The organism is Vibrio sp. 1078-1, assembly GCF_033340475.1.
Genome location: NZ_JAWOWM010000013.1, coordinates 18,541 through 45,398 on the forward strand (window position 1 = coordinate 18,541; position 26,858 = coordinate 45,398).

Sequence of the window (26,858 nt, forward strand, 5' to 3'; positions counted from 1 at the left end):
GTCAAACTTGAAGCGACTTTTTCAAGTTTACATCTGAGCATTGGCTTAGTTTGGTATCGGCCATAAAGATGCCTGACTCATGTCTTTACTTAAGTGTTGCTTCCACAGTCGCCAGCATCCGACGTCTCTATTTAAATTGGAGTTAACAATATTTTAACTATTGGCGGAGATGGGATAATTTACAAATAATTGCTTAAAATTTATTCGGTATAAAAATGAGGGAGAAACAGGACTGCTTTGTGGGGCAGGGCGGTATGAGCCGAAATGGCTAGATAAAAGTTGCTGAAAATAAAAAGCCCCCACCATAGGCGAGGGCTTGATTGATTCTTGCTTGGCTTGATTATTTGATGCCAGCGAAATCGCGTAGAAGTGCAGCTTTGTCTGTCGCTTCCCACGGGAATTCTTCACGACCGAAGTGACCGTAAGCCGCTGTCTTCTTGTAGATAGGTTGAAGAAGGTTAAGCATTTCTTGTAGACCGTATGGACGTAGGTCGAAGAATTGACGAACCGCTTCAATGATGATGTCGTGAGATACTTTCTCAGTACCGAACGTTTCCACCATGATAGACGTTGGATCAGCAACACCGATTGCGTAAGAAAGTTGGATCTCACAACGGTCAGCCATGCCTGCGGCTACGATGTTTTTCGCTACGTAGCGTGCTGCGTATGCTGCACTACGGTCAACTTTTGATGGATCTTTACCAGAAAACGCACCGCCACCGTGACGAGCTGCGCCGCCGTAGGTATCTACGATGATCTTACGACCAGTTAGACCACAGTCACCCATAGGACCGCCGATTACGAAGCGACCGGTTGGATTAATGAAGAAGTTTGTTTCTTTGTTGATCCACTCAGAAGGTAGCACTGGCTTAATGATCTCTTCCATTACCGCTTCACGCAGGTCTGAAGTTGAGATTGAGTCACAGTGTTGAGTTGAAAGAACAACCGCGTCGATACCAACGATGTTACCTTGATCGTATTGGAATGTTACCTGAGATTTTGCATCAGGACGCAACCAAGGTAGTGTGCCGTTTTTACGAACTTCTGCTTGCTTTTGAACAAGACGGTGAGAGTAAGTAATTGGCGCTGGCATTAGTACTTCAGTTTCGTTACAAGCGTAACCAAACATGATGCCTTGGTCGCCTGCACCTTGTTCTTTAGGGTCAGTTTTATCAACACCTTGGTTGATATCTGGCGACTGTTTACCGATTGTGTTTAGTACCGCACAAGAATCTGCGTCAAAGCCCATATCTGAATGTACGTAGCCGATTTCACGAACGGTTTCACGAGTTAACTCTTCGATGTCTACCCATGCTGAAGTCGTGATTTCACCACCCACCATTACCATACCGGTTTTAACGTAAGTCTCACATGCAACACGAGCCTTTGGATCTTGCTCTAGAATCGCGTCAAGAACCGCATCAGAAATCTGGTCTGCAATTTTATCTGGATGACCTTCTGATACTGACTCAGAAGTAAACAGGTGCTTAGCCATGTTAGCTCCACTATATCTGGTTTAAAACTGGGGAATGATAAACTCTCCAGCGCAAATTAATACTAATTTTTGTAGGTGTATCTACATCTAGACGTCTATTCTAAATTTGATTGCTCGAATTACAAGCTCTTTTTTGGTTTTTGTTATAACCAAACGTTTGCCTGATTTATTGATAATTTTAAGAACTTCGAACGATTTGGCGCGAAAGGTGCAATATTTGTGAGGTTTTGGACTGGAAAACGTTTGCACACCCAACAGGGCTTTGAGAGAATTATGACCTACTTTTCGTTTCGCTTAATGTACTCAGGAGCAGACATGTCGTCTCGTAAACATCTTGCCAATGCAATTCGTGCTCTAAGCATGGATGGTGTTCAACAAGCTAACTCAGGCCACCCAGGCGCACCAATGGGTATGGCTGATATCGCTGAAGTTCTTTGGCGCTCTCACCTAAACCATAACCCTTCAAACCCAGAGTGGGCCGACCGCGATCGCTTTGTGCTGTCAAACGGTCATGGGTCAATGCTTATTTACTCTCTACTGCACTTAAGCGGTTACGAGCTATCTATTGACGATCTGAAAAACTTCCGTCAATTGCACTCAAAAACCCCAGGTCACCCAGAGTACGGCTACGCGCCTGGTATCGAGACAACAACTGGTCCTCTAGGTCAAGGCATCACTAACGCTGTTGGTATGGCGATCGCAGAGAAAGCACTAGCGGCACAGTTCAACAAAGAAGGTCACGATATCGTTGACCACTTTACGTATGTGTTCATGGGTGACGGCTGTCTAATGGAAGGCATCTCGCATGAAGCATGCTCTCTTGCTGGGACGTTAGGTCTAGGCAAACTGATCGCGTTCTGGGATGACAACGGCATTTCTATCGACGGTCACGTTGAAGGCTGGTTCTCTGACGATACACCTAAGCGTTTTGAAGCGTACGGCTGGCATGTAATCCCAGCAGTCGATGGTCACGACTCAGACGCGATCAACGCAGCAATTGAAGCAGCAAAAGCGGACCCACGTCCTACGCTTATCTGTACCAAAACAATTATCGGTTTCGGTTCTCCTAACAAGTCTGGTTCGCACGACTGTCACGGTGCACCACTAGGTCACGATGAAATCCAAGCGGCTCGCGAATACCTAGGTTGGGAGTACGGCCCATTTGAGATCCCGGCAGATGTTTACGCTGAGTGGGATGCAAAAGAAGCGGGCGCCGCGAAAGAAGCAGCTTGGAATGAAAAATTCGAAGCATACGCTGCAGCTTACCCTGCAGAAGCGGCAGAGCTTAAACGTCGTCTAAACGGCGAACTTCCTGCACAGTGGGAAGAAAAAGCGAACCAAATCATTGCCGATCTTCACGCAAATCCAGCGAACATTGCATCACGTAAAGCGTCGCAAAATGCACTAGAAGCGTTTGGTCAAATGCTTCCTGAGTTTATGGGTGGTTCTGCTGACCTAGCGCCTTCTAACCTGACCATGTGGTCTGGTTCTAAGTCTCTAGAAATGGAGGACTTCTCTGGCAACTACATCCACTACGGTGTGCGTGAATTCGGTATGACCGCTATCATCAACGGTATCGCATTGCACGGTGGTTTCGTTCCTTACGGCGCAACATTCCTAATGTTCATGGAATATGCTCGTAACGCAATGCGTATGGCTGCGCTGATGAAAATTCAGAACATCCAAGTTTACACGCATGATTCGATCGGTCTTGGCGAAGATGGCCCAACTCACCAACCTGTTGAGCAAATGGCGTCTCTACGTGTAACTCCAAACATGAGCACATGGCGCCCATGTGACCAAGTTGAGTCTGCAGTTGCATGGAAACTAGCGATTGAACGTAAAGATGCACCAACTGCACTTATCTTCTCTCGTCAAAACCTAGCGCAACAAGAGCGTACTGCTGAACAAGTCGCAGACATCGCGAAAGGTGCTTACATCCTGAAAGATAGCGAAGGTAAGCCTGAGCTAATCCTTATCGCAACAGGTTCTGAGGTTGAGCTTGCAGTGAAAGCCGCTGAGCAACTAACTTCAGAAGGCAAGAAAGTACGCGTTGTTTCAATGCCATCAACAGACGCATTCGACAAACAAGACGCTGCTTACCGTGAATCTGTACTGCCATCAGACGTAACGGCACGTATCGCTATTGAAGCGGGCATTGCGGATTTCTGGTACAAGTACGTAGGCTTCGACGGTCGCATCATCGGTATGACAACATTCGGTGAATCAGCACCTGCTGGTCAGCTATTCGAGATGTTTGGCTTCACGACTGAAAACGTAGTGAACACAGCTAAAGAATTGCTAGCGTAATTGCAGGACCATCTAAACAGTCGAACGTAAACGACAACTGTTAGATGCTAAAGTTAGAAAGGCCATCATTATGATGGCCTTTTTATTTTTGTCAGGTTTTCCAACCTTGTGGAATGCTTTGGTGAATGCAGTCTAAAAGTACGGATAAGCGCAGTGGTGGTCGTCCTGCTGGTGTATAGCAGTTAATGGAAATAGGCTCAGAAAGCCAACCTTCTAAGCATGGTGTGATTCGCCCTGGGTGATGTTTCTCATAGCCGCATGCTGTCCAAGTCGGCAGCAGTCCAATACCATGACCATTCGCGATACTGTCTATTTGCATTGCTATGTTGTCGCTGTATAAGCGACTAACAAAGGGTTCTAAAAAGAACTCACCGTGTTGAGGGTGTGCTAGCATCAATCCATTTTCTTGCACTGAACCAAAATCGATCCATGGATGTGCTTCAAGTTCTTTGGGGTGCGGTATAGGCCCATGTTGTTTTAGATAATTTGGAGAGGCAAAAGGCGTATAGCGAAATACCCCCAGCACTTCTTTTCGCCAGTCTAGCTCTTTACGTTCACCGAGCCAGATGAACAAATCTGGGTCATGATGCGCCTCAGAAAAGTCACTGGTAAGTTGAACTCTAACATCGGGATTATCAGCAAGAAAACGATTGAGTACGCCGCCGAGCCAGCTTCTAACTAAGGCAGTGTGACAAACAATATGCAGTGGCCCTGAAACTTGGTTCGTTAAACCTTGAAGTGCATCATAACTCTCTTCACTTAACTCAAGAATCTGGCGGCTGTAGTGGGCAAAGATCTCTCCAGCTCTTGTCAGAACTAATCGATTACCTTGTCTGGCGGTTAGAGCCTGACCGAAGTCTTCTTCTAATTGTGCCAAGCGACGACTTAGCGTTGATTTTGGCTGATTAAGGGCTTTAGCAGCGGCTGTCAAACTTTTATGCTGATTGAGCGCATCAAAGGCTCTAATTGATGCTAAGTCGTGCATATTTCTTTTACTCCTTACTGCGTTATGTACGAGTTCCATAAATGGAAAGAACCGTTCCATAACTCTCACTATGCATCTCATTCTATTTGTGAATAATTCACTTTCGAAAATAATAATCATTATCAATTATGGAGATGTAGATGTCTACTCTTAGACTGCCAGTTATTACCGCAACTGGTATTTTAGCCTTCGTCAGTGTCCCTCATGTTTTTGCCAATGATGCAGTTTCTAAAATGGAAACAGTGGTTGTAACTGCATCAAGCTACGAGCAATCTCAAGCGGACGCGCCTGCAAGTATTAGTGTTATTTCACGTGAGGAGTTGGACTCCCGTTATTACCGCGATGTGACTGATGCACTAAAAAGTGTGCCAGGTGTTGTCGTGACAGGTGGTGGTGATACCACCGACATTAGTATCCGTGGTATGGGTTCTAAATACACTTTGATACTGGTCGACGGTAAACGTCAAAGCACGCGTGAAACTCGTCCAAATAGTGACGGTCCTGGTATCGAACAAGGTTGGTTACCTCCTCTTCAAGCGATTGAGCGAATCGAAGTTATTCGTGGCCCAATGTCGACGCTTTACGGTTCTGATGCGATTGGTGGTGTGATTAACGTCATCACACGAAAAGATGCGCTAGAGTGGACAGGTAATGTTCAACTGGGCACGGTACTACAAGAGAATAGCCGCTCAGGGGGAGAGCAGAGCGCGAACTTTTTCGTTAATGGTCCGTTGGCTGAAAATTTATCTCTCCAAGTATATGGTCAGTACACAACCAGAGAAGAAGATGACATCGAATACGGTTATGAAGATAAAGATATGCAGAGTATCTCTTCAAAACTGACTTACCAGATTAATGAGCGCCATTCGGTGCAATTAGAAGGTGGCACGTCGGCACAAAGTCGTCGTGGTAATGTGGGCCTTTCAGTGCCGACCACTGGGTGTCGTGGTGGGTGTGAAGACTCACTGAATGAATATCGTCGTAATTACGTAACGGTAAGCCACAACGGTGATTGGGATTCGATTGGCATTTCAGATACTTACTTACAGCGAGAAGAGAGCGAGAACAAATCTCGTGAGATGACGATCACCAACACCACGTTCAAATCGAGCTTGGTGACTGGTATCGGAAACCATACGTTGACGACGGGTGTGGACGCCACTCATGCAGAGCTTGAGGATTTCACCTCCAACAAAGCGTCATCGAAGACTGAAACATCGAATACGCAGTGGGCTGTTTTCATTGAAGATGAATGGAGAATCGCCGATCCGTTTAGCGTTACGCTTGGTGGTCGTCTAGATCATGACGAAAACTATGGCGCGCACTTTAGTCCGCGTGTTTACGGTGTATGGCGAGTTGATCCGTCTTGGACGGTGAAAGGCGGTGTGGCAACAGGTTTCCGTTCTCCACAATTACGTGAAATTACTCCTGGCTGGGCGCAAGTCAGTGGTGGCGGTAATATCTACGGTAACCCAGATCTTGACCCTGAAACGTCGCTAAACAAAGAAATCAGCGTCTTGTATCAAGGTGATTCTGGCTTAGATGTCTCTTTGACAGCGTTCCATAACGAATTCAAAGACAAGATCACACGTGTTGTTTGTCCAGACACTATCTGTACTGATGGTCCAAACCAATGGGGCGCAGATCCAACGTACCGTATTAACGTGGATGAAGCCGTCACACAAGGTATTGAAGCGACCTTAGCATCGCCGTTAACGGAAACCATTTACCTTAGCTCGAGCTACACATTTACCGACTCAGAGCAAAAAACAGGTGAATACAAAGGCATGCCGCTGCAGCAGTTACCAAAGCATCTGTTTAATGTGGATGTGACTTGGCAAACGACAACAGATCTAGAGAGCTGGGCGAAAGTCACGTACCGAGGTAAAGAAATGGATCCGGTTACTGGCCCATCAAGAAACAGTATTGTAGAACCAGCTTATACCTTTGTGGACGCCGGTGTGACATACCAGTTAACCGACAATACTCGTATTAAAGGCGCTATCTATAACTTGCTGGACGAGGAAATCAGTTACGAAGAATACGGATATATTGAAGATGGTCGTCGCTACTGGTTAGGTTTAGACGTCGCATTTTAATTATCTATCGTTGTAATAAGGTCGAGCATAGTCTCGACCTTTTTTAATCCTGCTTTACTTTGATTCAACAGGTGCGTTTGTCAGCCTGATCAGGTAGTATCTGTGACACGAAATTTTTGGTAGGGCGAAGGATAAATGCTAAAGGTTGCGATCAATGGATTTGGACGTATAGGTCGTAATGTTCTGCGAGCGGTGTATGAAAGTGGAAAACACCAGCAGATCAAGGTTGTGGTGGTTAACGAACTAGCTCAGCCAGAGGCGATGGCACACCTACTGCAATATGACACCAGTCATGGTCGCTTTGGTAAAAAAATTTCCCATGACCAAGAACATTTGCATGTTCATCATGACAGCGGTGAATATGATTCCATTCGCATTCTCCACCTCTCCGAAATCGAATTACTTCCTTGGCGTGATTTAGAAGTTGATATCGTCTTGGATTGCACTGGCGTATTTGGTTCGCAAGCCGATGGGCAAGCGCATATAGAAGCTGGCGCTAAGAAAGTACTGTTTTCGCACCCGGGCGCAAACGACCTAGATAATACGATTATCTATGGCGTGAACCACGAAACTCTGAAAGACGAGCACCGTGTTGTCTCCAATGGCTCTTGCACCACCAACTGTATCGTTCCCATCATTAAAGTATTAGACGAAGCCTTCGGCATAGAGTCTGGCACCATTACCACAATTCATTCGTCCATGAACGATCAACAAGTAATTGATGCGTATCATAACGACTTACGCCGTACCCGCGCTGCAAGCCAATCTATTATTCCGGTGGACACTAAGTTGCATAAGGGGATTGAAAGAATCTTCCCGAAATTTTCCAACAAATTCGAAGCAATTTCTGTTCGTGTTCCAACGGTTAACGTCACTGCAATGGATTTAAGTGTCACAATTAGTACAAATGTGAAAGTTAATGACGTAAATCAAACCATTGTTAACGCATCTCAGTGTACATTACGTAACATTGTTGACTATACTGAATCGCCACTCGTTTCCATCGACTTTAACCACGACCCCCATAGTGCGATTGTGGATGGAAGCCAGACTAGAGTGAGTAACGGGCAACTCGTAAAAATGCTCGTTTGGTGCGACAACGAATGGGGCTTTGCTAACCGGATGCTGGATACTGCCTTAGCAATGCAAGCTTCTTCGCAAGTGGAACAGTAATGACGAAGAAGTGATGGAGAATTTTTATTTCAAGCCTTGAAATAAATCCATAATATCTCCATATCTATAACCAGTTTGAAGAATTAACAGGCTTGGCAGGGTTGCCGAGTTTTCAAAAACTTTAATTATTAAATATTTGAGAGGACACATCATGTCTGTAATCAAGATGACTGACCTGGATCTTGCAGGTAAACGTGTATTTATCCGTGCTGACCTAAACGTGCCAGTAAAAGACGGTAAAGTAACTTCGGATGCACGTATCATCGCATCTCTTCCAACTATTAAGCACTGCCTAGAAGCAGGCGCTAAAGTAATGGTTACGTCTCACCTAGGTCGCCCAACTGAAGGTGAATACGCTGAAGAGTTCTCTCTACAACCAGTTGTTAACTACCTAAACGACGCACTAGATTGCGAAGTGAAGCTAGCAAAAGACTACCTAGATGGCCTAGAGCTAAATGCGGGTGAACTTGTTGTTCTTGAAAACGTTCGCTTCAACAAAGGCGAAAAGAAAAACGACGAAGAGCTATCTAAGAAATATGCAGCACTATGTGACGTATTCGTAATGGACGCATTCGGTACGGCTCACCGTGCTCAAGCATCTACTCACGGCGTTGGCATGCACGCAGACGTAGCATGTGCTGGTCCTCTACTAGCAAACGAACTAGAAGCGCTAGGCAAAGCAATGGACAAGCCAGCTCGTCCAATGGTTGCTATCGTAGGTGGTTCAAAAGTTTCTACTAAGCTAACTGTTCTTGAGTCTCTATCTAAAATCGCTGACCAACTCGTTGTTGGTGGTGGTATTGCTAACACATTCATCGCAGCTGCTGGCCACAACGTTGGTAAGTCTCTATACGAAGCAGACCTAGTTGAAACAGCTAAGAAGCTAATGGACGAGTGTGCAATTCCAGTAGCAACTGACGTTGCATGTGCGAAAGCATTTGACGAGAACGCAGAAGCTGAAATCAAGCACGTTTCTGAAGTACAAGACGACGACATGATCTTCGACCTTGGTCCAGATTCAACTGCTGAACTAGCTGAAATCCTTAAAAACGCTAAGACTATCCTATGGAACGGTCCAGTAGGCGTATTCGAATTCAAGAACTTCGAAGCAGGTACTAAAGGTATCTCTGAAGCTATCGCAGCTTCTGAAGGCTTCTCTGTTGCAGGCGGTGGTGACACGCTAGCGGCTATCGACAAGTTCGGTATCAAAGCGGATGTATCTTACATCTCTACTGGCGGCGGCGCTTTCCTTGAGTTCGTAGAAGGTAAAGTTCTTCCAGCAGTAGAAATGCTAGAAGCACGCGCTAAGTAATTAAAGCAAAGCGGGGGAGTGATTCTCCCGCTTTCTTGTTTGCTGCAACGTGTGAGGAACTCTGCTAGAATAGCCTCAGTTGTGAGCAAACGTTTGCAAGATTTTCAACTTAACAAGTTTTGTTTAAAAACGACAGATAAATAGGATTACATCCATGTCTAAGATCTTCGACTTCGTAAAACCAGGTGTTATCTCTGGCGATGACGTTCAGAAAGTATTTGAAGTTGCAAAAGAAAACAGCTTTGCACTTCCAGCAGTAAACTGTGTGGGTACTGACTCTGTAAACGCAGTACTTGAAGCAGCTGCAAAAGTTAAAGCTCCAGTTATCGTTCAGTTCTCTAACGGTGGCGCTGCTTTCTTTGCTGGTAAAGGTCTAAAACTTGAAGGTCAAGAAGCTCAAATCCTAGGTGCTGTTGCTGGTGCGAAATACGTTCACGCTGTAGCTGAAGCTTACGGTGTTCCAGTAATCCTACACACTGACCACGCAGCTAAGAAACTACTTCCTTGGATCGACGGTCTACTAGACGCTGGTGAAGAGTACTTCGCGCAAACTGGTAAGCCACTATTCTCTTCTCACATGATCGACCTTTCTGAAGAGTCTCTAGAAGAGAACATCGAAATTTCTGCTAAGTACCTAGAGCGCATGGCTAAAATGAACATGACTCTAGAAATCGAACTAGGTTGTACTGGTGGTGAAGAAGACGGCGTTGACAACTCTGATATGGATGCGTCTGAGCTATACACTTCTCCAGAAGACGTTGCATACGCATACGAGAAACTAAGCGCAATCAGCCACCGTTTCACTATCGCAGCATCTTTCGGTAACGTACACGGCGTATACAAGCCAGGTAACGTTGTACTAACTCCAACTATCCTACGTGATTCTCAAGCGCACGTTTCTGAGAAATTCGGTCTTCCAGCGAACTCTCTAAACTTCGTATTCCACGGTGGTTCAGGTTCTTCTCTAGAAGAAATCCGTGAATCTATCGGCTACGGTGTAATCAAAATGAACATCGATACTGATACACAGTGGGCTACTTGGGATGGTATCCGTAAGTTCGAAGCTGAAAACCACGATTACCTACAAGGTCAGATCGGTAACCCAACTGGTGAAGATGCACCAAACAAGAAGTACTACGATCCACGCGTATGGCTACGTGCAGGCCAAGCTTCAATGGTTACTCGTCTAGAGCAAGCATTTGCTGACCTTAACGCAGTTGACGTACTATAATCGTTACTGATTAAGTTACTTAAAAACCCGCTCTTTGAGCGGGTTTTTTTTATATCTATCATTTTCTTCCCCTCTGCTTTCTCCCGATATTTTTATGCGTTAGGTTGTATTTGCTAGTGAGATATCTCACCTTTAACGTTTTTTTTAAAGAAAACATGGGAATATCAGTCTTAAGAGTGGCGAAATCAGAGTGCATTGCGTAACCTGTAACAAGTCAGTGTCAGAAAGCTCTGATAAAGTCTTGTTTTGCATATCTTTGCGAAACTCTGACTTTGAAAAAAGTCAGAGTTGGGATATTGTGCCAAAAATCTGACACTGTTCAGTGGAGCAATAGGGATGTTGTTTTAGAAAAGAGCCTTTAAAAAACAAGGTTCATAAATTAACGGCAATTGGATTTATATCTCTTTATTTTTGAGGATAAGAATTATGGCAGGTGAATCGGTGGGTATCGATACCACTTTAACGGATGGTCTAACTCAGGCTGAAACTTGGCTGACAAACAATTCAGATCTACTGGTTCAGTACGGTGTGAACATTATCTCTGCGGTGCTTATTCTGTTTATCGGTAATCTTATCGTTAAGGCAGTCGCTGGTAGTGTTTCTAAAGTACTAGAAAAGAAAAACATGGATAAGGCCGTCGTTGAATTTATTCACGGTCTTGTTCGTTACTTGCTATTTGTAATCGTGCTAATCGCGGCTCTTGGTCGATTAGGAGTTCAAACCGCTTCTGTTGTTGCTGTGATTGGTGCGGCAGGTCTTGCTGTTGGTCTTGCACTACAAGGTTCACTATCAAACTTTGCAGCAGGCGTACTTATTGTTGCGTTCCGTCCATTCAAATCAGGCGACTACGTAGAAATCGGTGGTGTAGCGGGTAGTGTTGAAGCAATTCAAATCTTCCAAACCGTTCTAAAAACACCAGACAACAAAATGGTTGTTGTGCCTAACTCTTCAGTTATCGGCGGTGCCATTACTAACTACTCTCGCCATGCGACACGACGTGTCGACCTAGTGATTGGTGTTTCATACAAAGCAGACCTTAAACTAACGAAGAAAGTGATTCGTGAGACGCTAGAGAAAGATCCACGTATCTTGAAAGACCCAGATATCACAATTGGTGTACTTACGTTAGCAGACTCTTCAGTTAACTTTGTGGTTCGTCCATGGGTGAAAACTGCAGATTACTGGGGCGTATACTTTGATGCAATGCAAGGTATTAAAGAAGCATTGGATGAAAATGGTATCGAGATTCCATTCCCACAAATGGATGTTCACCTGAACAAAGTCGACGCTTAATCAAAAGCAGTCGATATTCAAAAGCGAGGCCAATAGGCCTCGCTTTTTTATATTTCGTAAAGGGTGTGATGACCAGCAAGCAAGAGGCGTTTTAGATGTTTACCTGCAAATCCAAATGTGAACTCAGGTAAGCCAGGCGTATAGAGCAACTCTTGATGTTGATAGAGATTGGTATCAACAATGATAGTGATGTATTCCGGTAAGCCTATTGGGCAAACCGCGCCGGGTACGCAACCTAACACTTCGACCATTTCATCATCATTACAAATAGAGGGACGTTTACCTGTAATCGCTTTAATCTGCTTGGCATCGAGGCGCGAGTCCTTATCTGTCAGATAAACCGCGTAACCTTGTCCTTTGAGTGTTAAAAAGAGGCTTTTGGTATGCGTACCCGTCCAACCAAGCTCTCTCGCAATGCGTATATCTGTCTCAAAGTCTAAGATGGCTTCGTGCTGCCATTCCCGAAAAGGAATAGAGAGCGCGTTGAATCGCTCTCTATTGTTGTTATAAATATGTTTTAGTGACTCCATGTCTTTGCTGCCTTACTACCTGGTGATTACCAATACTTATCAATAAGCTCACTCGCTAAGATATACGCTATTGTGAACATCATCATTGCGATTGCAATGTCGATGGTTTTTTTCACTTTTGGTTGAGAGAGTGTTGGACCTAGTTTGGCTGCTCCTATCGATAAAGTGTAGAACCAAACAAAGGAAGCCATAATCGTACCTAGTGCAAAAGCAATGCGATCATGGCCTTCAAATTGTCCACCGATCGAACCTAGAATAACGACTGTATCTAAATATAAGTGCGGATTAAGCACAGTGACAGCTAACGCACCTAGAATAACCGTTCGACGACCTCGAGCTACGATCTCCCCTTTTGATTCCGATTCACTCTCTGGCTTAAAAGCACTTTTTAGCGAGAGCAGTCCATAGAAGCTCAAGAAAGCAATACCACCAAGTGTCACCGACGTCAGTAAGATTTCATTTTGAGACAGAATTGCACCACCACCAAAGATACCTAGAGAGATGAAAATCATATCTAGCACGCTACAAATAGTGGCGGTTGTTAGGTGGTGGTTACGCTTTATGCCTTGATTCAAAACATACGCATTTTGCGCGCCGATCGGAATGATCATTGATGCTCCTAAACCAAAACCTTGCAATAGAACCCACAAGCTCACACTTCACCTCACTTCAAAATAACAAATACATTTACAGAAAGGGGAAAGATAAAGCGTTTATCTAAATAAGTATAATTAATGATTTTAATCTTACATTAGATAGACTAATTTAACGGGAGGCGTTTGATCAGGAGTGAGAGGAAAGGTATGCGAGGGTTAGATTACAAATGGATTGAGGCATTAGATGCTATAGTTTATCAGGGTAGCTTTGAGCGTGCTGCCGAGCATTTATTTGTTTCTCAATCCGCCATTTCTCAACGTATCAAGCAGTTAGAGAAGTTTCTCGCGCAGCCTGTTTTAATTCGAAGCCAGCCACCTAAGCCAACGCTAATTGGTAAAAAATTGTTGGGTCTTTATCGGCGAGTACGCTTGCTAGAGCATGAAATTCTCCCCGAACTAAAAAATGATACCAGTACGCGACCTGTGCAACTCTCTTTAGCGACTAATGCAGATAGCCTTGCAACATGGCTACTGCCAGCGCTGCAAAATGTTATGAAGCAGCGTCAAGTTGAACTAAAACTGACTATCTATGGTGAATACCGCTCTATTGAAAAACTCAAAAGTGGCGAAGTGACAGGAGCGATCAGCTTGGAGTCCCAGCCAATCCCCGGATGCAGAGCAGACTATTTAGGTCGCATCGATTATGTTTGTGTCGCGAGCCCAGAGTTCTATCAGCGTTATTTTTCTAAAGGCGTAAATAATCAGACATTGGCAAAAGCACCGGCCGTTTCATATGACCAATATGATGATCTACATAAAACATTTCTTACCGAGCATTTTAACGTCAATCCTGACAGCGTTATTCATCACAACATCAGTAGTTCTGAAGCGTTTCTAAAAGTGGCGTTAGCTGGTGTAGCTTATTGCTTGATCCCCCGCTTGCAAATTACCGACGAATTAGACAGAGGTGTGTTGGTTGATGTGACTCCAGGTTTTTTAATGTCCCATCGGATTTATTGGCACCACTGGCAGTTAGAAACTGGGGTACTACAAGAAATCTCACATGCGATAGTGGGGTATGCGCAGCAGCATCTACCTCAATAAGTTCGTCAGAGCTGCATATCGTTCACTTAAGTGTGTTTTGTTTAAAAATTACGCCAATGTTACATAGTCAAAGTTGTGTTAGAAGTCACTATGGGTGCTTGGATAATCGGCGGAAGTTTCTATTATGAAACCACACGCTTTCTCAGCCATGATAGTGATGTTGGAATCTGAGATTAAGTACTTAATTTTGTATGGATGGATTTATTGAATGAAATTGTATTCATTTTTGCTGGCTTCAGCACTCAGCCTTACCAGTGCTTCAGTTTTGGCGAATACGCCAGAGTTTGCTCATGTTACGACAACGGGGTATGGCGAAGTGACGGCCACACCTGACATGGCTACGTTTTCTGTAAAAGTAGTCGATACGACAATGACGGCCGAACAAGCGAAATTGTCCGTAGATAAAACCGTTGAAGAGTTTCTAAAAAGCTTATCGGATGCCGGCTTGTCAAAAGACAATATTACTAGCTCGAATTTATACCTTGCTCCTCAGTACCATTACCCTAAATCAGGGAAAGCAGAACTTGTTGGGTATCGAGCATCTCGCAGTATTGATGTCACGGTGACGGATCTGAAAAACCTTAACCAATACCTAGATATGGCGTTAGAAGCGGGAATTAATCAGGTTGATAATATTCAACTTAAAGTAAGCAACCAAGCCGAATATCAGCAAAAGGCACGAATGGCTGCGATTAAGGACGCAAGAGAAAAAGCAGGGTCATTAGCGACTGGTTTTGAGAAAAAGTTGGGCGATGTATGGCAGATCAATTACAGACAGATGCACGTTCAGCCTGTGTTAATGCGTTCAATGGCGATGGATAGTAAAGAAGGAGCGAATAGCTACCAAGATTCAACCATGATCATTCGCGATCAAGTCGATGTCATTTATAAGCTAAAGTAAGGCTTAGCAAACAGTAAAAAGCAAAAGGCAGGGAGTTACAACCCCTGCCTTTGTCATTTCTATTTCACAGTTTAATGCAGGATACGAGCACGGATTGTGCCTTCAATGTTTTTGAGCTTTGTTAGAGCTTCTTCTGCTCGTTCAGTTTCAACGTCGATCACTACGTAGCCTATTTCAGCGGCTGTTTGTAGGTACTGCGCGGCAATGTTAATGCCTTCTTCAGCAAAGATGGTGTTGATCTGAGTTAGAATACCAGGACGGTTCTTATGGATATGAAGCAGACGAGAGCACTCACCACTGTGTTCTGGCAATGACACTTCAGGGAAGTTTACGCTTGAAAGTGTCGAGCCGTTATCAGAGTACTTAGCCAGTTTGCCCGCCACTTCTAAGCCGATATTCTCTTGTGCTTCTTGCGTTGAACCACCAACGTGTGGAGTGAGAATGACGTTATCGAATTTTTGTAAAGGAGACTCGAACGGGTCAGCATTTGTTTTTGGTTCAGTTGGGAATACATCAATTGCAGCGCCGGCAAGGTGACCAGCTTCTAAGCTATGGCAAAGTGCAGGAATATCCACAACGGTGCCACGTGCCGCGTTGATAAAGATGGAACCTGGTTTCATTCGAGCAAATTCAGCTTCACCCATCATGTTTTTCGTTTCCGGTGTTTCGGGAACGTGCAAAGAAATCACATCACATTTGTTCAATAGTTCACTCATGGTATGTACTTGCGTCGCATTACCAAGGGACAGTTTGTTCTCAATATCGTAGTAGTAAACGCGCATACCTAAGTTTTCGGCAATAATACCAAGCTGCGTACCAATGTGACCGTATCCGATAATGCCAAGGCACTTACCACGAGCTTCGTAAGAGTTGTCTGCACTTTTCTTCCAAATACCGCGATGTGCAAGAGCATTCTTTTCAGGAATACCACGCACTAGTAAAAGGATTTGCCCAAGTACAAGCTCTGCCACGCTTCGAGTGTTAGAGAATGGTGCATTAAAGACAGGAATACCGCGTTTTGCTGCTGCGTCTAGGTTTACTTGGTTAGTGCCAATACAAAAACAGCCAATTGCAACCAGCTTGTTCGCCGCATTGATTACCTCTTCGGATAGGTTCGTACGGGAGCGGATACCAATGAAGTGCACGTCTTTTACCGCTTCAATTAGTTCTTCTTCCGGAAGGGAACCTTTATGGTATTCAATGTTGGTATAACCAGCTGCTTGAAGAACTTCAACTGAAGAAGGGTGGAGTCCCTCTAACAAGAGGATCTTAATCTTTTCTTTTTCCAGTGAAACTTTGGCCATTTTTTCTCGTCCTTAAAATGGAAAGGTGGGCTAATGTGGCGCACATTGGGCAAAACTATTAAAAAGGGGATAATTAACAGTTTTGTAGGAAGACAAACGTTTCCCTGTGCGTCTTCTGTTCAATAAAGTAACAAAAAAAAATTGCTTTGGGTAAGAAAATTACGGAATAAGAGATAATTTTCTTATAGAAAGGAATAAAAAACGGTGCCTTGCAGCACCGTATGTAATGAAATAACAGAAAAGTGAACCAGATAGGTTCATTTTAGGCTGTTATTTACTCTTCAATTTTTGCACCTTCTGGTGTGCCAGTGATCACTACGTCTGCACCACGATGAGCGAAAAGACCCACAGTCACCACACCAGCGATGCCGTTTATTTTGTCTTCCATTTCTTTCGGGTTGGTAATTTGCATATTGTGCACATCCAGAATCACGTTGCCGTTGTCAGTCACAACGCCTTCACGGTAAGCTGGATCACCACCTAGTTTTACCAATTCACGAGCCACGTAAGAGCGTGCCATTGGGATTACTTCAACAGGCAATGGGAACTGGCCAAGTACGTCAACTGCTTTAGTGCCGTCAACGATACATACGAACTTATCAGAGATTGCTGCGACAATTTTCTCACGAGTCAGAGCCGCGCCGCCGCCTTTGATCATTTCACGTGCTGGGTTGATCTCATCTGCGCCATCAACATACACATCCAGCTTCATTACATCGTTACACTCGTATACTTCAATACCAAGCTCTTTAAGGCGCTCAGTTGAAGCGACAGAGCTAGACACTGCACCTTTAATATCATCTTTGATAGTGCCTAGTGCATCGATGAAGTGATTCACGGTAGAGCCAGTACCAACACCGACAATGCTGCCTTTCTCAACATATTTTAGTGCTGCCCAACCAGCCGCTTTTTTCATTTCATCTTGAGTCATGCCAATCTCCTGAATAGATGTTCGTTAACGTTTGCGGGCGTGATTATAGCGGCTTACTTGTCACTTTCCCATTGCCATATTTGGCTTGGGGTCACGATCTTAGGCAATGGAATGTCCCAGCTTTCAATTGGTAAGCGTTCTACATGTTGGCAGTCATGAGCGATACCGACAGGTTTAGCACCCTCTCCAGTTATAAACCAACGTGACAGAGTACGATCGTAGTACCCCCCGCCCATGCCTAAGCGGTGTCCGATGCTGTCGAACCCAACTAAAGGCGTGCAGATTAAATCAAGCTGGCGAACGGGTTTGAGGTGTCTGATATCGAGCTTGGGCTCTAAGATGCCGTACTTGTTGTAGACGAGCTGTTCATCATTTACATACTGAAGAAACAGTAACTGACCTTTAGAAAAGGGATGGATGACGGGCAGATAAACCGATTTTCCCTGTTGCCATAACCATTCAATGAGCGGTTTAGTATCAAGCTCACCGTCTGCAGAAAGGTAGATGGCAATATGTTGCGCCTGATCGATTTCAGGAAGTTGGGAAAATTGAGTAATAAGGTCGATTCCCGCTTGGTATTGCGTATCACTGCACAGAGCGTTGCGCTTTTCACGAATCAGTTTGCGGAAGTCTTGTCGAGAGAGGTCTGACATAGAGAGAATACCCCAGGGTGCCGTTGAGGATTGTGGCCCTTGAACCAGCTGGTTCAAGGCGGATCAGCAATGACAACCGTAGGCTTCTCGGTGCATGCCGAGCTTGCTCAATAGTTACCAAATACTAACCCTTAGGTATTGCTTATCGGCTCAGGGACTTAAATCCTGCTGACGCACACCCCAGGGTAAATTTTGTATTTACTGCTGTCCTTGCGTAACTTTGCTTAGTGCGTTCTCTAAAGACGCGGTGAGCTTTTCCATTCGCTCAGTAATTTCTTGCTGTTGACCATTGGATTCGTATGACTTGGTGTGCAACTCATAGCAAATATTCAATGCAGCAAAGGTCAGCAGTTGGATTTCATTGGTTACCTTAGTACGTTCGCTCATTTCTTTCAATCGGCGATCAAGATCTTTTGCCGCTGCAACAAGAGACTCTTCTTGTCCTGTCGGACAATTCACACGTGTAAGTTTGCCTAATATTTCAACGTCGATCGCTTGATTGCTCATGATGAATAAACTCTATATTCGCGCTATCTAAGGTGTTGCTTCATACAACTACCGAGGAGCAAACTATAGGAAAACCGCTATTAAGATTCAAGCATTTCCCATCACAGAAAGAGAAATGATGACGAGATCACACAGGAATTGGGCAAATTGAACAAATGCTGTCCAAAATTGAATTTGATAGCCGTTTCAGACCACTAACCTTGATGGTAGGATATACCAATACATTATTACGCAAGAATGAGCCAAGTTATGAGTGAAATCACCCTTCCTGAATACCAATCTATTGCTGCTGAACTGCAATCGGCAAGCCTGGCTGTGACACCGGCGGAGTTACATGGCTTATTTGTTGGCATGTTAAGTGGTGGATTGGCGATCAATGATCAAACTTGGCAGCCGATTCTTTTTGACTACACCAATGATGGGATGGGGTGGCCCTCGACAGCACTCACTTTTGCTCAGAGCATATTCAACGTTACTGTTAATGAGCTTACTGGCACATCAATGGAGCTGTCTTTACTATTGCCAGATGAGCCGGGCGAAGAAGGCTTATTCGCATTAGCCGACAGTGTGTCCGACTTTGTAAACCACTTTATTTCTGGGCTAGGTCTAGCAGGCGTTGCGCTTAACAAAGCATCTGATGACGCTAAAGAAGCACTGGCTGATCTAGAAGAGATTGCCAAATTAGGCATTGATGAAGATGACGATCTTGGTGAACAAGCGCAATTGCTAGAGCAAGTGATTGAGCACATCAAAGCTTGCGTACTAACGATTCATGCTGAATTTGGTGTTCGTCCTGAAAGCAGCGACAAAAAACCTACTATTCACTAATCGTAGACCGTCCAGAGGTTAGTATGAAGCAATATGATGTAGTCATTGCTGGTGGTGCCATGGCTGGTACAACGTTAGCATTGGCGATTGACCATTTGTCTCAGGGAAAGCTCCGCATTGCCGTCGTTGAGCCTTTTAAAGCACAATCAGATATGCACCCTGGTTTTGACTCTCGCTCAATCGCATTGTCTTACGGTACTGTCAATCTGTTGCGTCAACTACAGCTCTGGACGTCAGTAGAACCGTTTGTCACACCCATTGAACATATCCACGTTTCTGACCGTTCTCATGCTGGGATGACGGAGATTACCAAGCAAGAGGTTGGGGTTGAAGCTCTAGGGTATGTTGTAGAATTAGCCGATGTTGGGCGTGTATATCAAGAATTATTAGACAGTAGCGAGTCAATTACGCTGTTTTGTCCTGACTCCGTTACCGATATCGAGCGCGAGCAAAACTGTACCCATGTGACGTTGAAAAGTGGTGAGCAACTTGAAGCAAAACTGCTGGTGGCTGCAGATGGTGCTGTTTCGACCTGTTGTCAGAAAATTGGTCTAGAACTTTCTGAGCAAGATTTTGAACAAGTGGCTGTCATTGCCAATATTGTGACTCAAGAACCTCATCAAGGTAGAGCCTTTGAACGTTTTACTGAGAATGGCCCAGTTGCTTTATTGCCAATGAGTGACAATCGAATGTCCTTAGTTTGGTGTTTGCACCCTGAAGAAGCCCAAGCCGTTCTTGAGTTATCTGATCAAGCATTTCTCCAGCGTTTACAGAACGATTTTGGTTGGCGTTTAGGCGCGATGAAAAAAGTGGGGCGCCGTGCAAGTTACCCATTGCTTCTTCGCCATCGAAAGCAAAATATTTCACATCGCTTTGCGATTGTTGGAAATGCGGCGCAAACGCTGCACCCGATAGCTGGACAAGGCTTTAATCTCGGTATTCGCGATGTAGTCTCACTAGCAGAAGAAATTGTGCAGCAAAGTGAGGATGTGGGTCTTTATCAAGGCCTGATGCGCTTTAGTCAACGTAGAGAAGCAGATCGAAGCGAAACTATTTGGCTAACCAGTGCCTTAGTGCATGTTTTTTCAAATGATTTACCCGCGATGCGAATTGGCCGAAATACTGCCTTAGCAGCGATGGATAACCTTTCTATTTTTAAGCAGCCGCTACTATGCCATACACTTGGCTTGGTAAAACGATGAACGGCCGCACTGAATTAGGTAATAAAAAGCAATGATGCAAAGTGTAGATATCGCCATCATCGGCGGAGGGATGGTTGGGTTGGCACTTGCTGCCGCGTTCAAAGACAGTGATCTGCGTGTCGCCGTTATTGAAGGTAAAGTGCCAGATGATTCGTTGAAAGAATTACCCGATGTTCGTGTGTCTGCGCTGAGCCGCTCTAGTGAGACGATTTTGCGTAAACTTGGTGCTTGGCAGGGCATAGAACAGCGCCGAGCTTCACCTTACCATGGCATGGAAGTATGGGAACAAGATAGCTTTGCCAGCATTGAATTTAATGCACAAAGTATGGCACAACCTGATTTAGGGCATATTGTTGAGAATCGTGTGATTCAACTTGCGCTGCTTGAACAAGTCCAAAAGCTCGATAACGTCACTATGTTTATGCCTGCACGTTGCGCGACTCTCGCGGTCGGTGAGCAAGAAAGCTGGCTGACGCTCGATAATGGCCAAGCCATGACCGCTAAATTAGTGGTCGGAGCCGATGGGGCGAATTCGTGGCTTCGCCATCAAATGGATATTCCATTAACGCATTGGGACTATGGTCATCATGCTTTGGTCGCGAATGTCAAAACTGCTATGCCACACAACAGCATTGCGCGCCAGATATTTACTCCTCACGGACCGTTGGCATTTTTGCCAATGTCGCAACCAGATATGTGCTCTATTGTTTGGTCCACGGAGCCAAATCGAGCAGAGCAGTTAGTGGCGATGAGTGAACATGATTTCAATAAAGCGTTGACGAGTGAGTTTGATGCTCGACTTGGTCTATGTGAAGTAGTGGGAGAGCGTGCTGCGTTTCCTTTGAAAATGCGCTATGCGCGAGATTTTGTTGTCGAGCGAGTCGCGCTGGTTGGTGATGCGGCCCATACCATTCACCCATTAGCGGGGCAGGGTGTGAATTTAGGTTTATTAGATGCCGCCAGTCTTGCTCAAGAAGTATTAGCACTTTGGAAGCAGGGACAAGATATCGGCAGTAAACGCAACCTAAGAAGCTACGAGCGTTGGCGAAAAGCGGAAGCGGCAAAGATGATCGCTACTATGCAAGGGTTTCGAGATTTGTTCTCTGGCGAGAACCCTGCTAAGAAGCTTGTTCGTGGCATTGGCTTGAGTTTAGCGGGGCAACTGCCGGGAGCGAAAGATGAGATCATGAAGCGCGCGCTTGGTTTAAAGGGACACTTGCCGGATCTCGCGCGTCAGTAAGTGCAAAGCGAACTTCAAATACACAAAAGGCTGGTTAATCCAGCCTTTGTTTTATCAACATTTTGCTAAGCATATGCGCATCGGAGTTTCATTATTTCTTGATTGATCTCTTTGACCGCTCGGAAATGGCGTTGCTCTGCTTTCTCCGGCAGTATTAACTTACCGTTATCAAACTCGAATCTACCGACCCCGTAAATATAAATTCTTCCTTTAAAAAGACGACTTATATGTTTAGCAATCATACTTGGTGTATAGCGCTTAAACAGTCTCATATTTACTTTCCTTTTATCTAACCTAGCCTAGGTATTCTACGTTCTGGACGCGAAAATTATTGTGACAGCAATAGTATTAAATACAGATGTAGGGTGTTGCGTCAGAGAATTGTGTTGTCTTAGACAATTTGACAGTGTCATCTCTTAAATAGCGTGAGGATTACCCCAAAAATAACCTCTCTAAAGGAACCCTTACGCCAATACACTCCTTTTTACGTGACGCATTAAGCAATAGTTTTGTTACAGAATTAAGAATAGAACGAAAACGGTTGTTTGCTAGTTGTTTCTATTAAGGTCGTGCTTCGCGTAACACACTTTACGTTCTAACGATTAGAGGAAATGAAAGAGAAAAAGTTCCACGTAAAAAAAAGCCCGCTTCAGCGGGCGAATAGTCACAGATGCATTACACAAAAGTGGATAACTAACTGCATGAATGCTGTCACTCAGCTAGCTGACTCACTTTATATTGGTTAAGTGCTTGTTTGAAACTTAACCAACAAATTCAGCATATACGAGTTTTATCTTTGTGACTATTTATGTTTTATATGTGATTAAAAATTCTCATGTCTATTTTTGTAGATATGAGCGAGATCACGCAGTGATAGAAACACTACGTGTCATTACATTGTTTTTAGACGATTAACGACAGATCTCAGCTACGGTCGGCTGGCACAATTGGATAAGATCTTGAATAGAAAGCGCCAGCCCAGCCATTCGATCGCCACTGCTGATCGTGACTTCCTGTTCTTCTAGTAAGCTGGGGTCGAACACGATTGGCATATGACGTTTGAGTAACAGAGGAGTGACAGTACCAACTTTGTAACCAGTGATGGACTCAACATCGGCTTGATCAACACAAGTCATCCGGCGACATTTCAGTAACGAGCGCACTTTTTTGGGATCAACGCTACGATCACCTGGTGCACAGGCGAGTGCATATTGATTACCCATGTCTCGTAGCAAGATTGCTTTCACCATTTGAGAAGGGCGAATGCCGCGTTGGTGCGCGGCATCCTCAATGGTGGTTGATGGTCTTTGATGCGGTAACAGACGAAACGGAATGTGTTGGTCTGTGAGAAATTGCATCAAAGGAGTATTGATTGTATTACTCATCATCAAGACTGTAAGGCAGTGATTCGATTGTCCATTCACATTCTGGTTGCGCAACTAAACGAAGACGAGTGTCTTCATCGAGATTATTAGGCAGTACGATCAGGCCAATCGCGTGATTGTCACTGAACTGGTAGTGATTTAATAAAGCACCTACTGAACGCCAGTTTTCACCTACGCTGCGTTCGAGCTCAATTGGTTCGTCACTGAATGGAGCAGAAGTTGCACCTTTTACGATATACATCGCACGTTTATTGGTACCGCGATACTTCGCTCGTGCTACCGTTTCTTGTCCCGTGTAGCAGCCCTTTGTGAAGCTTATGCCTCCTAAAGCTTGCACGTTGAGTGCTTGTGGAATGTGAGCATTCTGCGCGGATGCAGAGACAAATGGTAAACCTGCCTCAATATCGAAACGATTCCAAAGCTCATTTGTCGTAAAGACAGCGTCGGTAGTTTCAACGATTTGCTGTGCTTCTGGCGCACTTAATATCAGTAACCAGCGATCTTGTGCAACTTGCACTGCTGTGCCACCGTCAACTGCGCGAACGCTGCCAGTTGTCTTGCTCATTGTTGAAATGAATTCGTCGGCTTTGACGCCAGCAACACCTAAGATAACGTCATCAGAAGCTTCAATCGTTACTTTAGAGAAAATGGCGTATTTCTTTATTTCATTAAGTTCTACGTCAATCGCCGATTTTGGTTGGATCATGCCGTAGCCATCATGATGATGGAAAAGGCGGAACACGCTCCACACTTTGCCTTTTGCATCACAATGTGCGCCCAGTGTTGATTGGTCTTGTTCTAAAGAAACAACATCGCAGGTAACCTGACCTTGTAAGTATGATTTTTTATCATCACCGATCATGGTGATCATGCCGAAGTTATCCAGCAGTGAGATAGATAACTCTGGAAGCGCGTCTTGAGTTGAGAGAGGTAATGCTGAAAAACGAGTTTGCCATTCCATAATTACAATGCCTTTTGAAGATATTTTTCCGCTATGTTATACCCAAATAACCTTGAGATACTAGGGGAGCGATTTACGAATCAACATTTGTCTGCTTTCACTATCGTATTGTGACCCGCACACTAGTGACGTAGCACATCCCTTGTTACACTCCGCACTAACAACAAGACATCTATGAAGGAATAGTGAATGTACACTCCGGAAGAAAAAGCGCGTATTAAATGGGCTTGTCGTCGAGGCATGCTTGAGCTTGACGTAGTAATTATGCCGTTTTTTGAAGAGTGCTTTGATACTCTGAGTGAACAAGAGCAGCGTGACTTTGTTTCTTTACTTGAATGCGATGATCCTGATCTGTTTACTTGGGTAATGGGGCATGGCCGTAGCGAAAATTTAGGTCATGCAGCAATGGTTGATAAAATTGTCGCCCATAACCTCAGCAAAGTTCGTTAATTTTACTGCTTCTCCCTCTCTGACTGCCCGAGTCCTCAATGTTGTACTTTTCTTATTGATGACTTGGGCTGTTATCTTCTCTAGCATTCCGCTCGTATTATCGACTTATTTGTTATTACTGATTGTTAAGGCTCTCTCAAGCCAAGGCCTTGTTCAACCTACAAGTCATGGGCATTGGTATGTGCACTGCGATGGCTCGGTTAGGTTTGATGCCCTTGAGTGTGGCGAATGCTCGGAAGATATTGAGTCCGAAAAGGGTCATTTACAGCGAGTCGATACATCGGCATCACCATTCAAGATAACATTCCAATTGCAATCTGGCCGTGTTGTTACGATTTGGCGTGATAGCTGTGACGATGAGCAGTATCGTCAACTATCTTTGGTATTACGCCAATGGGAAATGAAACAGGGAGCTAATGCTCCCTGCTGATGTAATAGTTTACTTGGTAAAGTTAAAGCTGTTTAGCTGGAACCAAAATCGTTGGGCCGCTGTTTTCCAGTTGGTTCGGATAGTCAAGCGTGTAGTGCAAACCTCGACTCTCTTTACGCTGCATCGCACAACGAACCATCAACTCTGCTACTTGTAAAAGGTTACGCAGTTCTAATAAGTTGTTCGACACTCGGAAATTGCTGTAGTACTCGTGTGTTTCTTGTTGCAACAGTTGGATACGGCGTAAGGCGCGCTCTAAACGCTTGTCAGTTCGCACAATGCCCATGTAGTCCCACATAAACAGACGAAGCTCGTGCCAGTTGTGCTGAATGATCACTTCTTCATCACTATTGGTTACTTTGCTTTCATCCCAACATGGCACCTGTGAAGGTAGCTCAACGTTAGTGTGATGTTTTAGAATATCTTTTGCCGCAGACCAAGCATAAACCACGCATTCGAGAAGTGAGTTTGATGCCATGCGGTTAGCACCATGCAGCCCGGTGTAGCTAACTTCACCAATCGCATACAAATTTTTCAGATCGGTGCAGCCATTTCTATCCACCATGACACCGCCACAAGTGTAGTGTGCAGCAGGTACGATTGGGATTGGCTCTTTAGTCATGTCAATGCCCAAGTCCATCAAACGTGAATAAATGGTTGGGAAGTGTTTCGTAATAAAGTCAGCAGGCTTATGGCTGATGTCGAGATACATACAGTCGGCACCTAAACGCTTCATTTCGAAGTCGATAGCACGAGCCACGACGTCACGCGGAGCAAGCTCTTTACGTTCATCGAAATCCGGCATAAAGCGAGAGCCATCTGGACGACGCAGGTAAGCACCTTCGCCACGCAACGCTTCAGTCAGCAAGAAGTTACGTGCTTCTGGGTGATATAAACACGTAGGGTGGAACTGGTTAAATTCCATATTCGCCACACGACACCCTGCACGCCAAGCAATCGCAATACCATCACCAGACGACACATCTGGGTTAGAGGTGTATTGATAAACCTTTGAAGCACCACCTGTAGCGAGAACCACAAATTTGGCTCGCACGGTTTCGACATGCTCTTCGTTGCGGTTCCAAATATAAGCACCGATAACTTTGTTTTTATCACCGCCAATTTTGTCTTCGGTGATTAAGTCCAGAGCATTGTGACGTTCGAGAACATGAATGTTTGGATGGTTATGAGCGTTATCTTGCAGGGAGGTTTGCATCGCCATACCTGTCGCATCTGCCGCGTGAAGAATACGACGACGGCTATGACCACCTTCACGAGTTAAGTGGTAGCGAGGTTCATCGTCAGAGTCATCTTCTTCACGATCAAATGGGACACCACCGTCAATCAACCACTGTACACACTCTTTTGAATGCTCAGCAATGAACCTTACGGTCTCCTCATCGCAAATACCATCCCCGGCGATTTGCGTGTCTTCAACGTGTGAATCAATGGTGTCTGACTCATCAAATACGGCAGCGATACCGCCTTGAGCATAGTAGGTTGCCCCTTCGCTGCGTGGTCCTTTACTCAGCACCATCACCTTACAGTGGTTAGCAACGCGCAAAGCCAACGACAAACCTGCCGCGCCACTCCCTACCACTAATACATCACACTCATGTTCACGATTTGTGTTCATATAACTTTTATAATCCCAAGCTAAGGTAACAAAGTTACCTTGTGTATTATTTGCACACCATGTGCATTCCATTATCGCGACATCTGTCGCTAAGGGCTAAGTTGGGAGACCTATCGACGTCCGTGTTACGGCGGTGACTGAGCCACTCTTCTTTTTCATGCAGAGCATGAGCATGCTTCCTAAGTTATAATTTGTAACGCGGTGTTCAGATAGCCATTAGCCATGCAAATGAAAAGTAATAGTTTGTCAATGCCATTGCTTTTCCATGCCCGACCCAGCACAATCTGGGACAGAGATCATTC

At 44.7% G+C, this 26,858-nt stretch carries 25 protein-coding genes and 1 other RNA gene; 13 read left to right on the forward strand and 13 right to left on the reverse strand.

Going from position 1 to position 26,858, the window contains the following annotated elements:
- Nucleotides 1-340: 340 nt before the first annotated feature.
- Nucleotides 341-1,495 (reverse strand): methionine adenosyltransferase, encoded by a 1,155-nt coding sequence (gene metK, locus R7190_RS19860; protein ID WP_186584655.1) that lies wholly within the window; start codon nt 1,493-1,495, stop codon nt 341-343.
- A 315-nt stretch (nt 1,496-1,810) separates the two neighbouring features.
- On the opposite strand from metK, the gene tkt reads away from it, so the two are divergent.
- Nucleotides 1,811-3,805 (forward strand): transketolase, encoded by a 1,995-nt coding sequence (tkt, locus tag R7190_RS19865; RefSeq protein ID WP_318137592.1) that lies wholly within the window; start codon nt 1,811-1,813, stop codon nt 3,803-3,805.
- A 91-nt stretch (nt 3,806-3,896) separates the two neighbouring features.
- Here the strand turns inward: tkt and R7190_RS19870 are convergent, their stop codons facing one another.
- Nucleotides 3,897-4,790, reverse strand: a complete 894-nt coding sequence (locus tag R7190_RS19870) for a LysR family transcriptional regulator (RefSeq protein ID WP_017633561.1) — start codon at nt 4,788-4,790, stop codon at nt 3,897-3,899.
- Between the two features lie 140 nt (nt 4,791-4,930).
- Between R7190_RS19870 and R7190_RS19875 the strand changes: the two genes are divergently transcribed.
- The 5 genes from R7190_RS19875 to mscS all read left to right on the forward strand — a co-directional run bounded on the left by R7190_RS19875 (nt 4,931) and on the right by mscS (nt 11,898).
- Nucleotides 4,931-6,889, forward strand: a complete 1,959-nt coding sequence (locus tag R7190_RS19875) for a ligand-gated channel protein (protein WP_005380999.1) — start codon at nt 4,931-4,933, stop codon at nt 6,887-6,889.
- Nucleotides 6,890-7,024: 135 nt separating this feature from the next.
- Nucleotides 7,025-8,062, forward strand: a complete 1,038-nt coding sequence (gene epd / locus R7190_RS19880) for an erythrose-4-phosphate dehydrogenase (RefSeq protein ID WP_053306782.1) — start codon at nt 7,025-7,027, stop codon at nt 8,060-8,062.
- Nucleotides 8,063-8,213: 151 nt separating this feature from the next.
- Entirely contained in the window at nt 8,214-9,374 is a 1,161-nt protein-coding gene (locus R7190_RS19885) for a phosphoglycerate kinase (protein ID WP_005384547.1), read from the forward strand.
- 154 nt (nt 9,375-9,528) lie between these two features.
- Nucleotides 9,529-10,605, forward strand: a complete 1,077-nt coding sequence (gene fbaA, locus R7190_RS19890) for a class II fructose-bisphosphate aldolase (RefSeq protein ID WP_005380996.1) — start codon at nt 9,529-9,531, stop codon at nt 10,603-10,605.
- Nucleotides 10,606-11,031: 426 nt separating this feature from the next.
- On the forward strand, nt 11,032-11,898 hold the full coding sequence (mscS, locus tag R7190_RS19895; protein WP_005384548.1) for a small-conductance mechanosensitive channel MscS: 867 nt from the start codon (nt 11,032-11,034) through the stop codon (nt 11,896-11,898).
- Between the two features lie 47 nt (nt 11,899-11,945).
- On the opposite strand, the gene R7190_RS19900 is transcribed toward mscS, so the two are convergent.
- A complete protein-coding gene (locus R7190_RS19900) occupies nt 11,946-12,428 on the reverse strand; it encodes a YbaK/EbsC family protein (RefSeq protein WP_042521288.1) in 483 nt (160 codons plus the stop codon).
- Between the two features lie 26 nt (nt 12,429-12,454).
- Nucleotides 12,455-13,084 (reverse strand): LysE/ArgO family amino acid transporter, encoded by a 630-nt coding sequence (locus R7190_RS19905; protein ID WP_031780897.1) that lies wholly within the window; start codon nt 13,082-13,084, stop codon nt 12,455-12,457.
- 147 nt (nt 13,085-13,231) lie between these two features.
- Here R7190_RS19905 and R7190_RS19910 point away from each other — a divergent pair, with 147 nt between their 5' ends.
- Complete coding sequence (locus tag R7190_RS19910) at nt 13,232-14,128, forward strand: LysR family transcriptional regulator ArgP (RefSeq protein WP_025768836.1); 897 nt, start codon at nt 13,232-13,234, stop codon at nt 14,126-14,128.
- A gap of 208 nt (nt 14,129-14,336) precedes the next feature.
- Complete coding sequence (locus R7190_RS19915) at nt 14,337-15,029, forward strand: oxidative stress defense protein (RefSeq protein ID WP_005384550.1); 693 nt, start codon at nt 14,337-14,339, stop codon at nt 15,027-15,029.
- Between the two features lie 71 nt (nt 15,030-15,100).
- On the opposite strand, the gene serA is transcribed toward R7190_RS19915, so the two are convergent.
- From serA to R7190_RS19940, 5 genes are all read right to left on the reverse strand, one after another.
- A complete protein-coding gene (serA, locus tag R7190_RS19920) occupies nt 15,101-16,333 on the reverse strand; it encodes a phosphoglycerate dehydrogenase (protein WP_017821632.1) in 1,233 nt (410 codons plus the stop codon).
- Between the two features lie 274 nt (nt 16,334-16,607).
- A complete protein-coding gene (gene rpiA, locus R7190_RS19925) occupies nt 16,608-17,264 on the reverse strand; it encodes a ribose-5-phosphate isomerase RpiA (protein WP_005380982.1) in 657 nt (218 codons plus the stop codon).
- 53 nt (nt 17,265-17,317) lie between these two features.
- On the reverse strand, nt 17,318-17,917 hold the full coding sequence (locus tag R7190_RS19930; RefSeq protein WP_054701889.1) for a 5-formyltetrahydrofolate cyclo-ligase: 600 nt from the start codon (nt 17,915-17,917) through the stop codon (nt 17,318-17,320).
- Between the two features lie 5 nt (nt 17,918-17,922).
- Nucleotides 17,923-18,107: non-coding RNA, 6S RNA (ssrS, locus tag R7190_RS19935), on the reverse strand.
- 8 nt (nt 18,108-18,115) lie between these two features.
- Entirely contained in the window at nt 18,116-18,424 is a 309-nt protein-coding gene (locus tag R7190_RS19940; protein ID WP_005384553.1) for a cell division protein ZapA, read from the reverse strand.
- Nucleotides 18,425-18,673: 249 nt separating this feature from the next.
- Between R7190_RS19940 and R7190_RS19945 the strand changes: the two genes are divergently transcribed.
- The 3 genes from R7190_RS19945 to R7190_RS19955 are packed head-to-tail and all read left to right on the forward strand — an operon-like array spanning nt 18,674 to nt 21,694.
- A complete protein-coding gene (locus R7190_RS19945; protein ID WP_005380976.1) occupies nt 18,674-19,252 on the forward strand; it encodes a YecA family protein in 579 nt (192 codons plus the stop codon).
- A gap of 23 nt (nt 19,253-19,275) precedes the next feature.
- The gene (gene ubiH / locus R7190_RS19950) at nt 19,276-20,454 is read left to right on the forward strand and encodes a 2-octaprenyl-6-methoxyphenyl hydroxylase (RefSeq protein WP_186584656.1); all 1,179 of its coding nucleotides are present in this window, start codon (nt 19,276-19,278) and stop codon (nt 20,452-20,454) included.
- Between the two features lie 31 nt (nt 20,455-20,485).
- Nucleotides 20,486-21,694, forward strand: a complete 1,209-nt coding sequence (locus tag R7190_RS19955) for an FAD-dependent 2-octaprenylphenol hydroxylase (protein WP_033907445.1) — start codon at nt 20,486-20,488, stop codon at nt 21,692-21,694.
- A gap of 65 nt (nt 21,695-21,759) precedes the next feature.
- Here the strand turns inward: R7190_RS19955 and R7190_RS19960 are convergent, their stop codons facing one another.
- The 3 genes from R7190_RS19960 to ygfZ all read right to left on the reverse strand — a co-directional run bounded on the left by R7190_RS19960 (nt 21,760) and on the right by ygfZ (nt 24,040).
- On the reverse strand, nt 21,760-21,966 hold the full coding sequence (locus R7190_RS19960; protein WP_005380970.1) for a DUF1107 domain-containing protein: 207 nt from the start codon (nt 21,964-21,966) through the stop codon (nt 21,760-21,762).
- Nucleotides 21,967-22,605: 639 nt separating this feature from the next.
- Nucleotides 22,606-23,079, reverse strand: a complete 474-nt coding sequence (locus R7190_RS19965; protein WP_021707783.1) for an aminoacyl-tRNA deacylase — start codon at nt 23,077-23,079, stop codon at nt 22,606-22,608.
- Nucleotides 23,072-24,040, reverse strand: a complete 969-nt coding sequence (ygfZ, locus tag R7190_RS19970) for a tRNA-modifying protein YgfZ (protein ID WP_005380959.1) — start codon at nt 24,038-24,040, stop codon at nt 23,072-23,074. The genes R7190_RS19965 and ygfZ overlap by 8 nt, the downstream gene beginning before the upstream one ends.
- A 189-nt stretch (nt 24,041-24,229) precedes the next feature.
- Between ygfZ and R7190_RS19975 the strand changes: the two genes are divergently transcribed.
- Together R7190_RS19975 and R7190_RS19980 are read left to right on the forward strand one after the other, a co-directional pair.
- Entirely contained in the window at nt 24,230-24,490 is a 261-nt protein-coding gene (locus R7190_RS19975) for a succinate dehydrogenase assembly factor 2 (protein ID WP_005380951.1), read from the forward strand.
- A complete protein-coding gene (locus tag R7190_RS19980; RefSeq protein WP_232284629.1) occupies nt 24,459-24,920 on the forward strand; it encodes a protein YgfX in 462 nt (153 codons plus the stop codon). The genes R7190_RS19975 and R7190_RS19980 overlap by 32 nt, the downstream gene beginning before the upstream one ends.
- 22 nt (nt 24,921-24,942) lie before the next feature.
- Here the strand turns inward: R7190_RS19980 and nadB are convergent, their stop codons facing one another.
- Nucleotides 24,943-26,556 (reverse strand): L-aspartate oxidase, encoded by a 1,614-nt coding sequence (gene nadB, locus R7190_RS19985; protein ID WP_005380947.1) that lies wholly within the window; start codon nt 26,554-26,556, stop codon nt 24,943-24,945.
- Between the last annotated feature and the right edge of the window lie 302 nt (nt 26,557-26,858).

Excerpts from the sequence above, each read along its gene's own strand:
- metK (WP_186584655.1), bottom strand. The coding sequence starts at position 1,495 with ATGGCTAAGCACCTGTTTACTTCTGAGTCAGTATCAGAAGGTCATCCA.
- tkt (WP_318137592.1), top strand. The coding sequence starts at position 1,811 with ATGTCGTCTCGTAAACATCTTGCCAATGCAATTCGTGCTCTAAGCATG.
- R7190_RS19870 (WP_017633561.1), bottom strand. The coding sequence starts at position 4,790 with ATGCACGACTTAGCATCAATTAGAGCCTTTGATGCGCTCAATCAGCAT.
- R7190_RS19875 (WP_005380999.1), top strand. The coding sequence starts at position 4,931 with ATGTCTACTCTTAGACTGCCAGTTATTACCGCAACTGGTATTTTAGCC.
- epd (WP_053306782.1), top strand. The coding sequence starts at position 7,025 with ATGCTAAAGGTTGCGATCAATGGATTTGGACGTATAGGTCGTAATGTT.
- R7190_RS19885 (WP_005384547.1), top strand. The coding sequence starts at position 8,214 with ATGTCTGTAATCAAGATGACTGACCTGGATCTTGCAGGTAAACGTGTA.
- fbaA (WP_005380996.1), top strand. The coding sequence starts at position 9,529 with ATGTCTAAGATCTTCGACTTCGTAAAACCAGGTGTTATCTCTGGCGAT.
- mscS (WP_005384548.1), top strand. The coding sequence starts at position 11,032 with ATGGCAGGTGAATCGGTGGGTATCGATACCACTTTAACGGATGGTCTA.
- R7190_RS19900 (WP_042521288.1), bottom strand. The coding sequence starts at position 12,428 with ATGGAGTCACTAAAACATATTTATAACAACAATAGAGAGCGATTCAAC.
- R7190_RS19910 (WP_025768836.1), top strand. The coding sequence starts at position 13,232 with ATGCGAGGGTTAGATTACAAATGGATTGAGGCATTAGATGCTATAGTT.
- R7190_RS19915 (WP_005384550.1), top strand. The coding sequence starts at position 14,337 with ATGAAATTGTATTCATTTTTGCTGGCTTCAGCACTCAGCCTTACCAGT.
- serA (WP_017821632.1), bottom strand. The coding sequence starts at position 16,333 with ATGGCCAAAGTTTCACTGGAAAAAGAAAAGATTAAGATCCTCTTGTTA.
- rpiA (WP_005380982.1), bottom strand. The coding sequence starts at position 17,264 with ATGACTCAAGATGAAATGAAAAAAGCGGCTGGTTGGGCAGCACTAAAA.
- R7190_RS19930 (WP_054701889.1), bottom strand. The coding sequence starts at position 17,917 with ATGTCAGACCTCTCTCGACAAGACTTCCGCAAACTGATTCGTGAAAAG.
- R7190_RS19940 (WP_005384553.1), bottom strand. The coding sequence starts at position 18,424 with ATGAGCAATCAAGCGATCGACGTTGAAATATTAGGCAAACTTACACGT.
- R7190_RS19945 (WP_005380976.1), top strand. The coding sequence starts at position 18,674 with ATGAGTGAAATCACCCTTCCTGAATACCAATCTATTGCTGCTGAACTG.
- ubiH (WP_186584656.1), top strand. The coding sequence starts at position 19,276 with ATGAAGCAATATGATGTAGTCATTGCTGGTGGTGCCATGGCTGGTACA.
- R7190_RS19955 (WP_033907445.1), top strand. The coding sequence starts at position 20,486 with ATGATGCAAAGTGTAGATATCGCCATCATCGGCGGAGGGATGGTTGGG.
- R7190_RS19960 (WP_005380970.1), bottom strand. The coding sequence starts at position 21,966 with ATGAGACTGTTTAAGCGCTATACACCAAGTATGATTGCTAAACATATA.
- R7190_RS19965 (WP_021707783.1), bottom strand. The coding sequence starts at position 23,079 with ATGAGTAATACAATCAATACTCCTTTGATGCAATTTCTCACAGACCAA.
- ygfZ (WP_005380959.1), bottom strand. The coding sequence starts at position 24,040 with ATGGAATGGCAAACTCGTTTTTCAGCATTACCTCTCTCAACTCAAGAC.
- R7190_RS19975 (WP_005380951.1), top strand. The coding sequence starts at position 24,230 with ATGTACACTCCGGAAGAAAAAGCGCGTATTAAATGGGCTTGTCGTCGA.
- nadB (WP_005380947.1), bottom strand. The coding sequence starts at position 26,556 with ATGAACACAAATCGTGAACATGAGTGTGATGTATTAGTGGTAGGGAGT.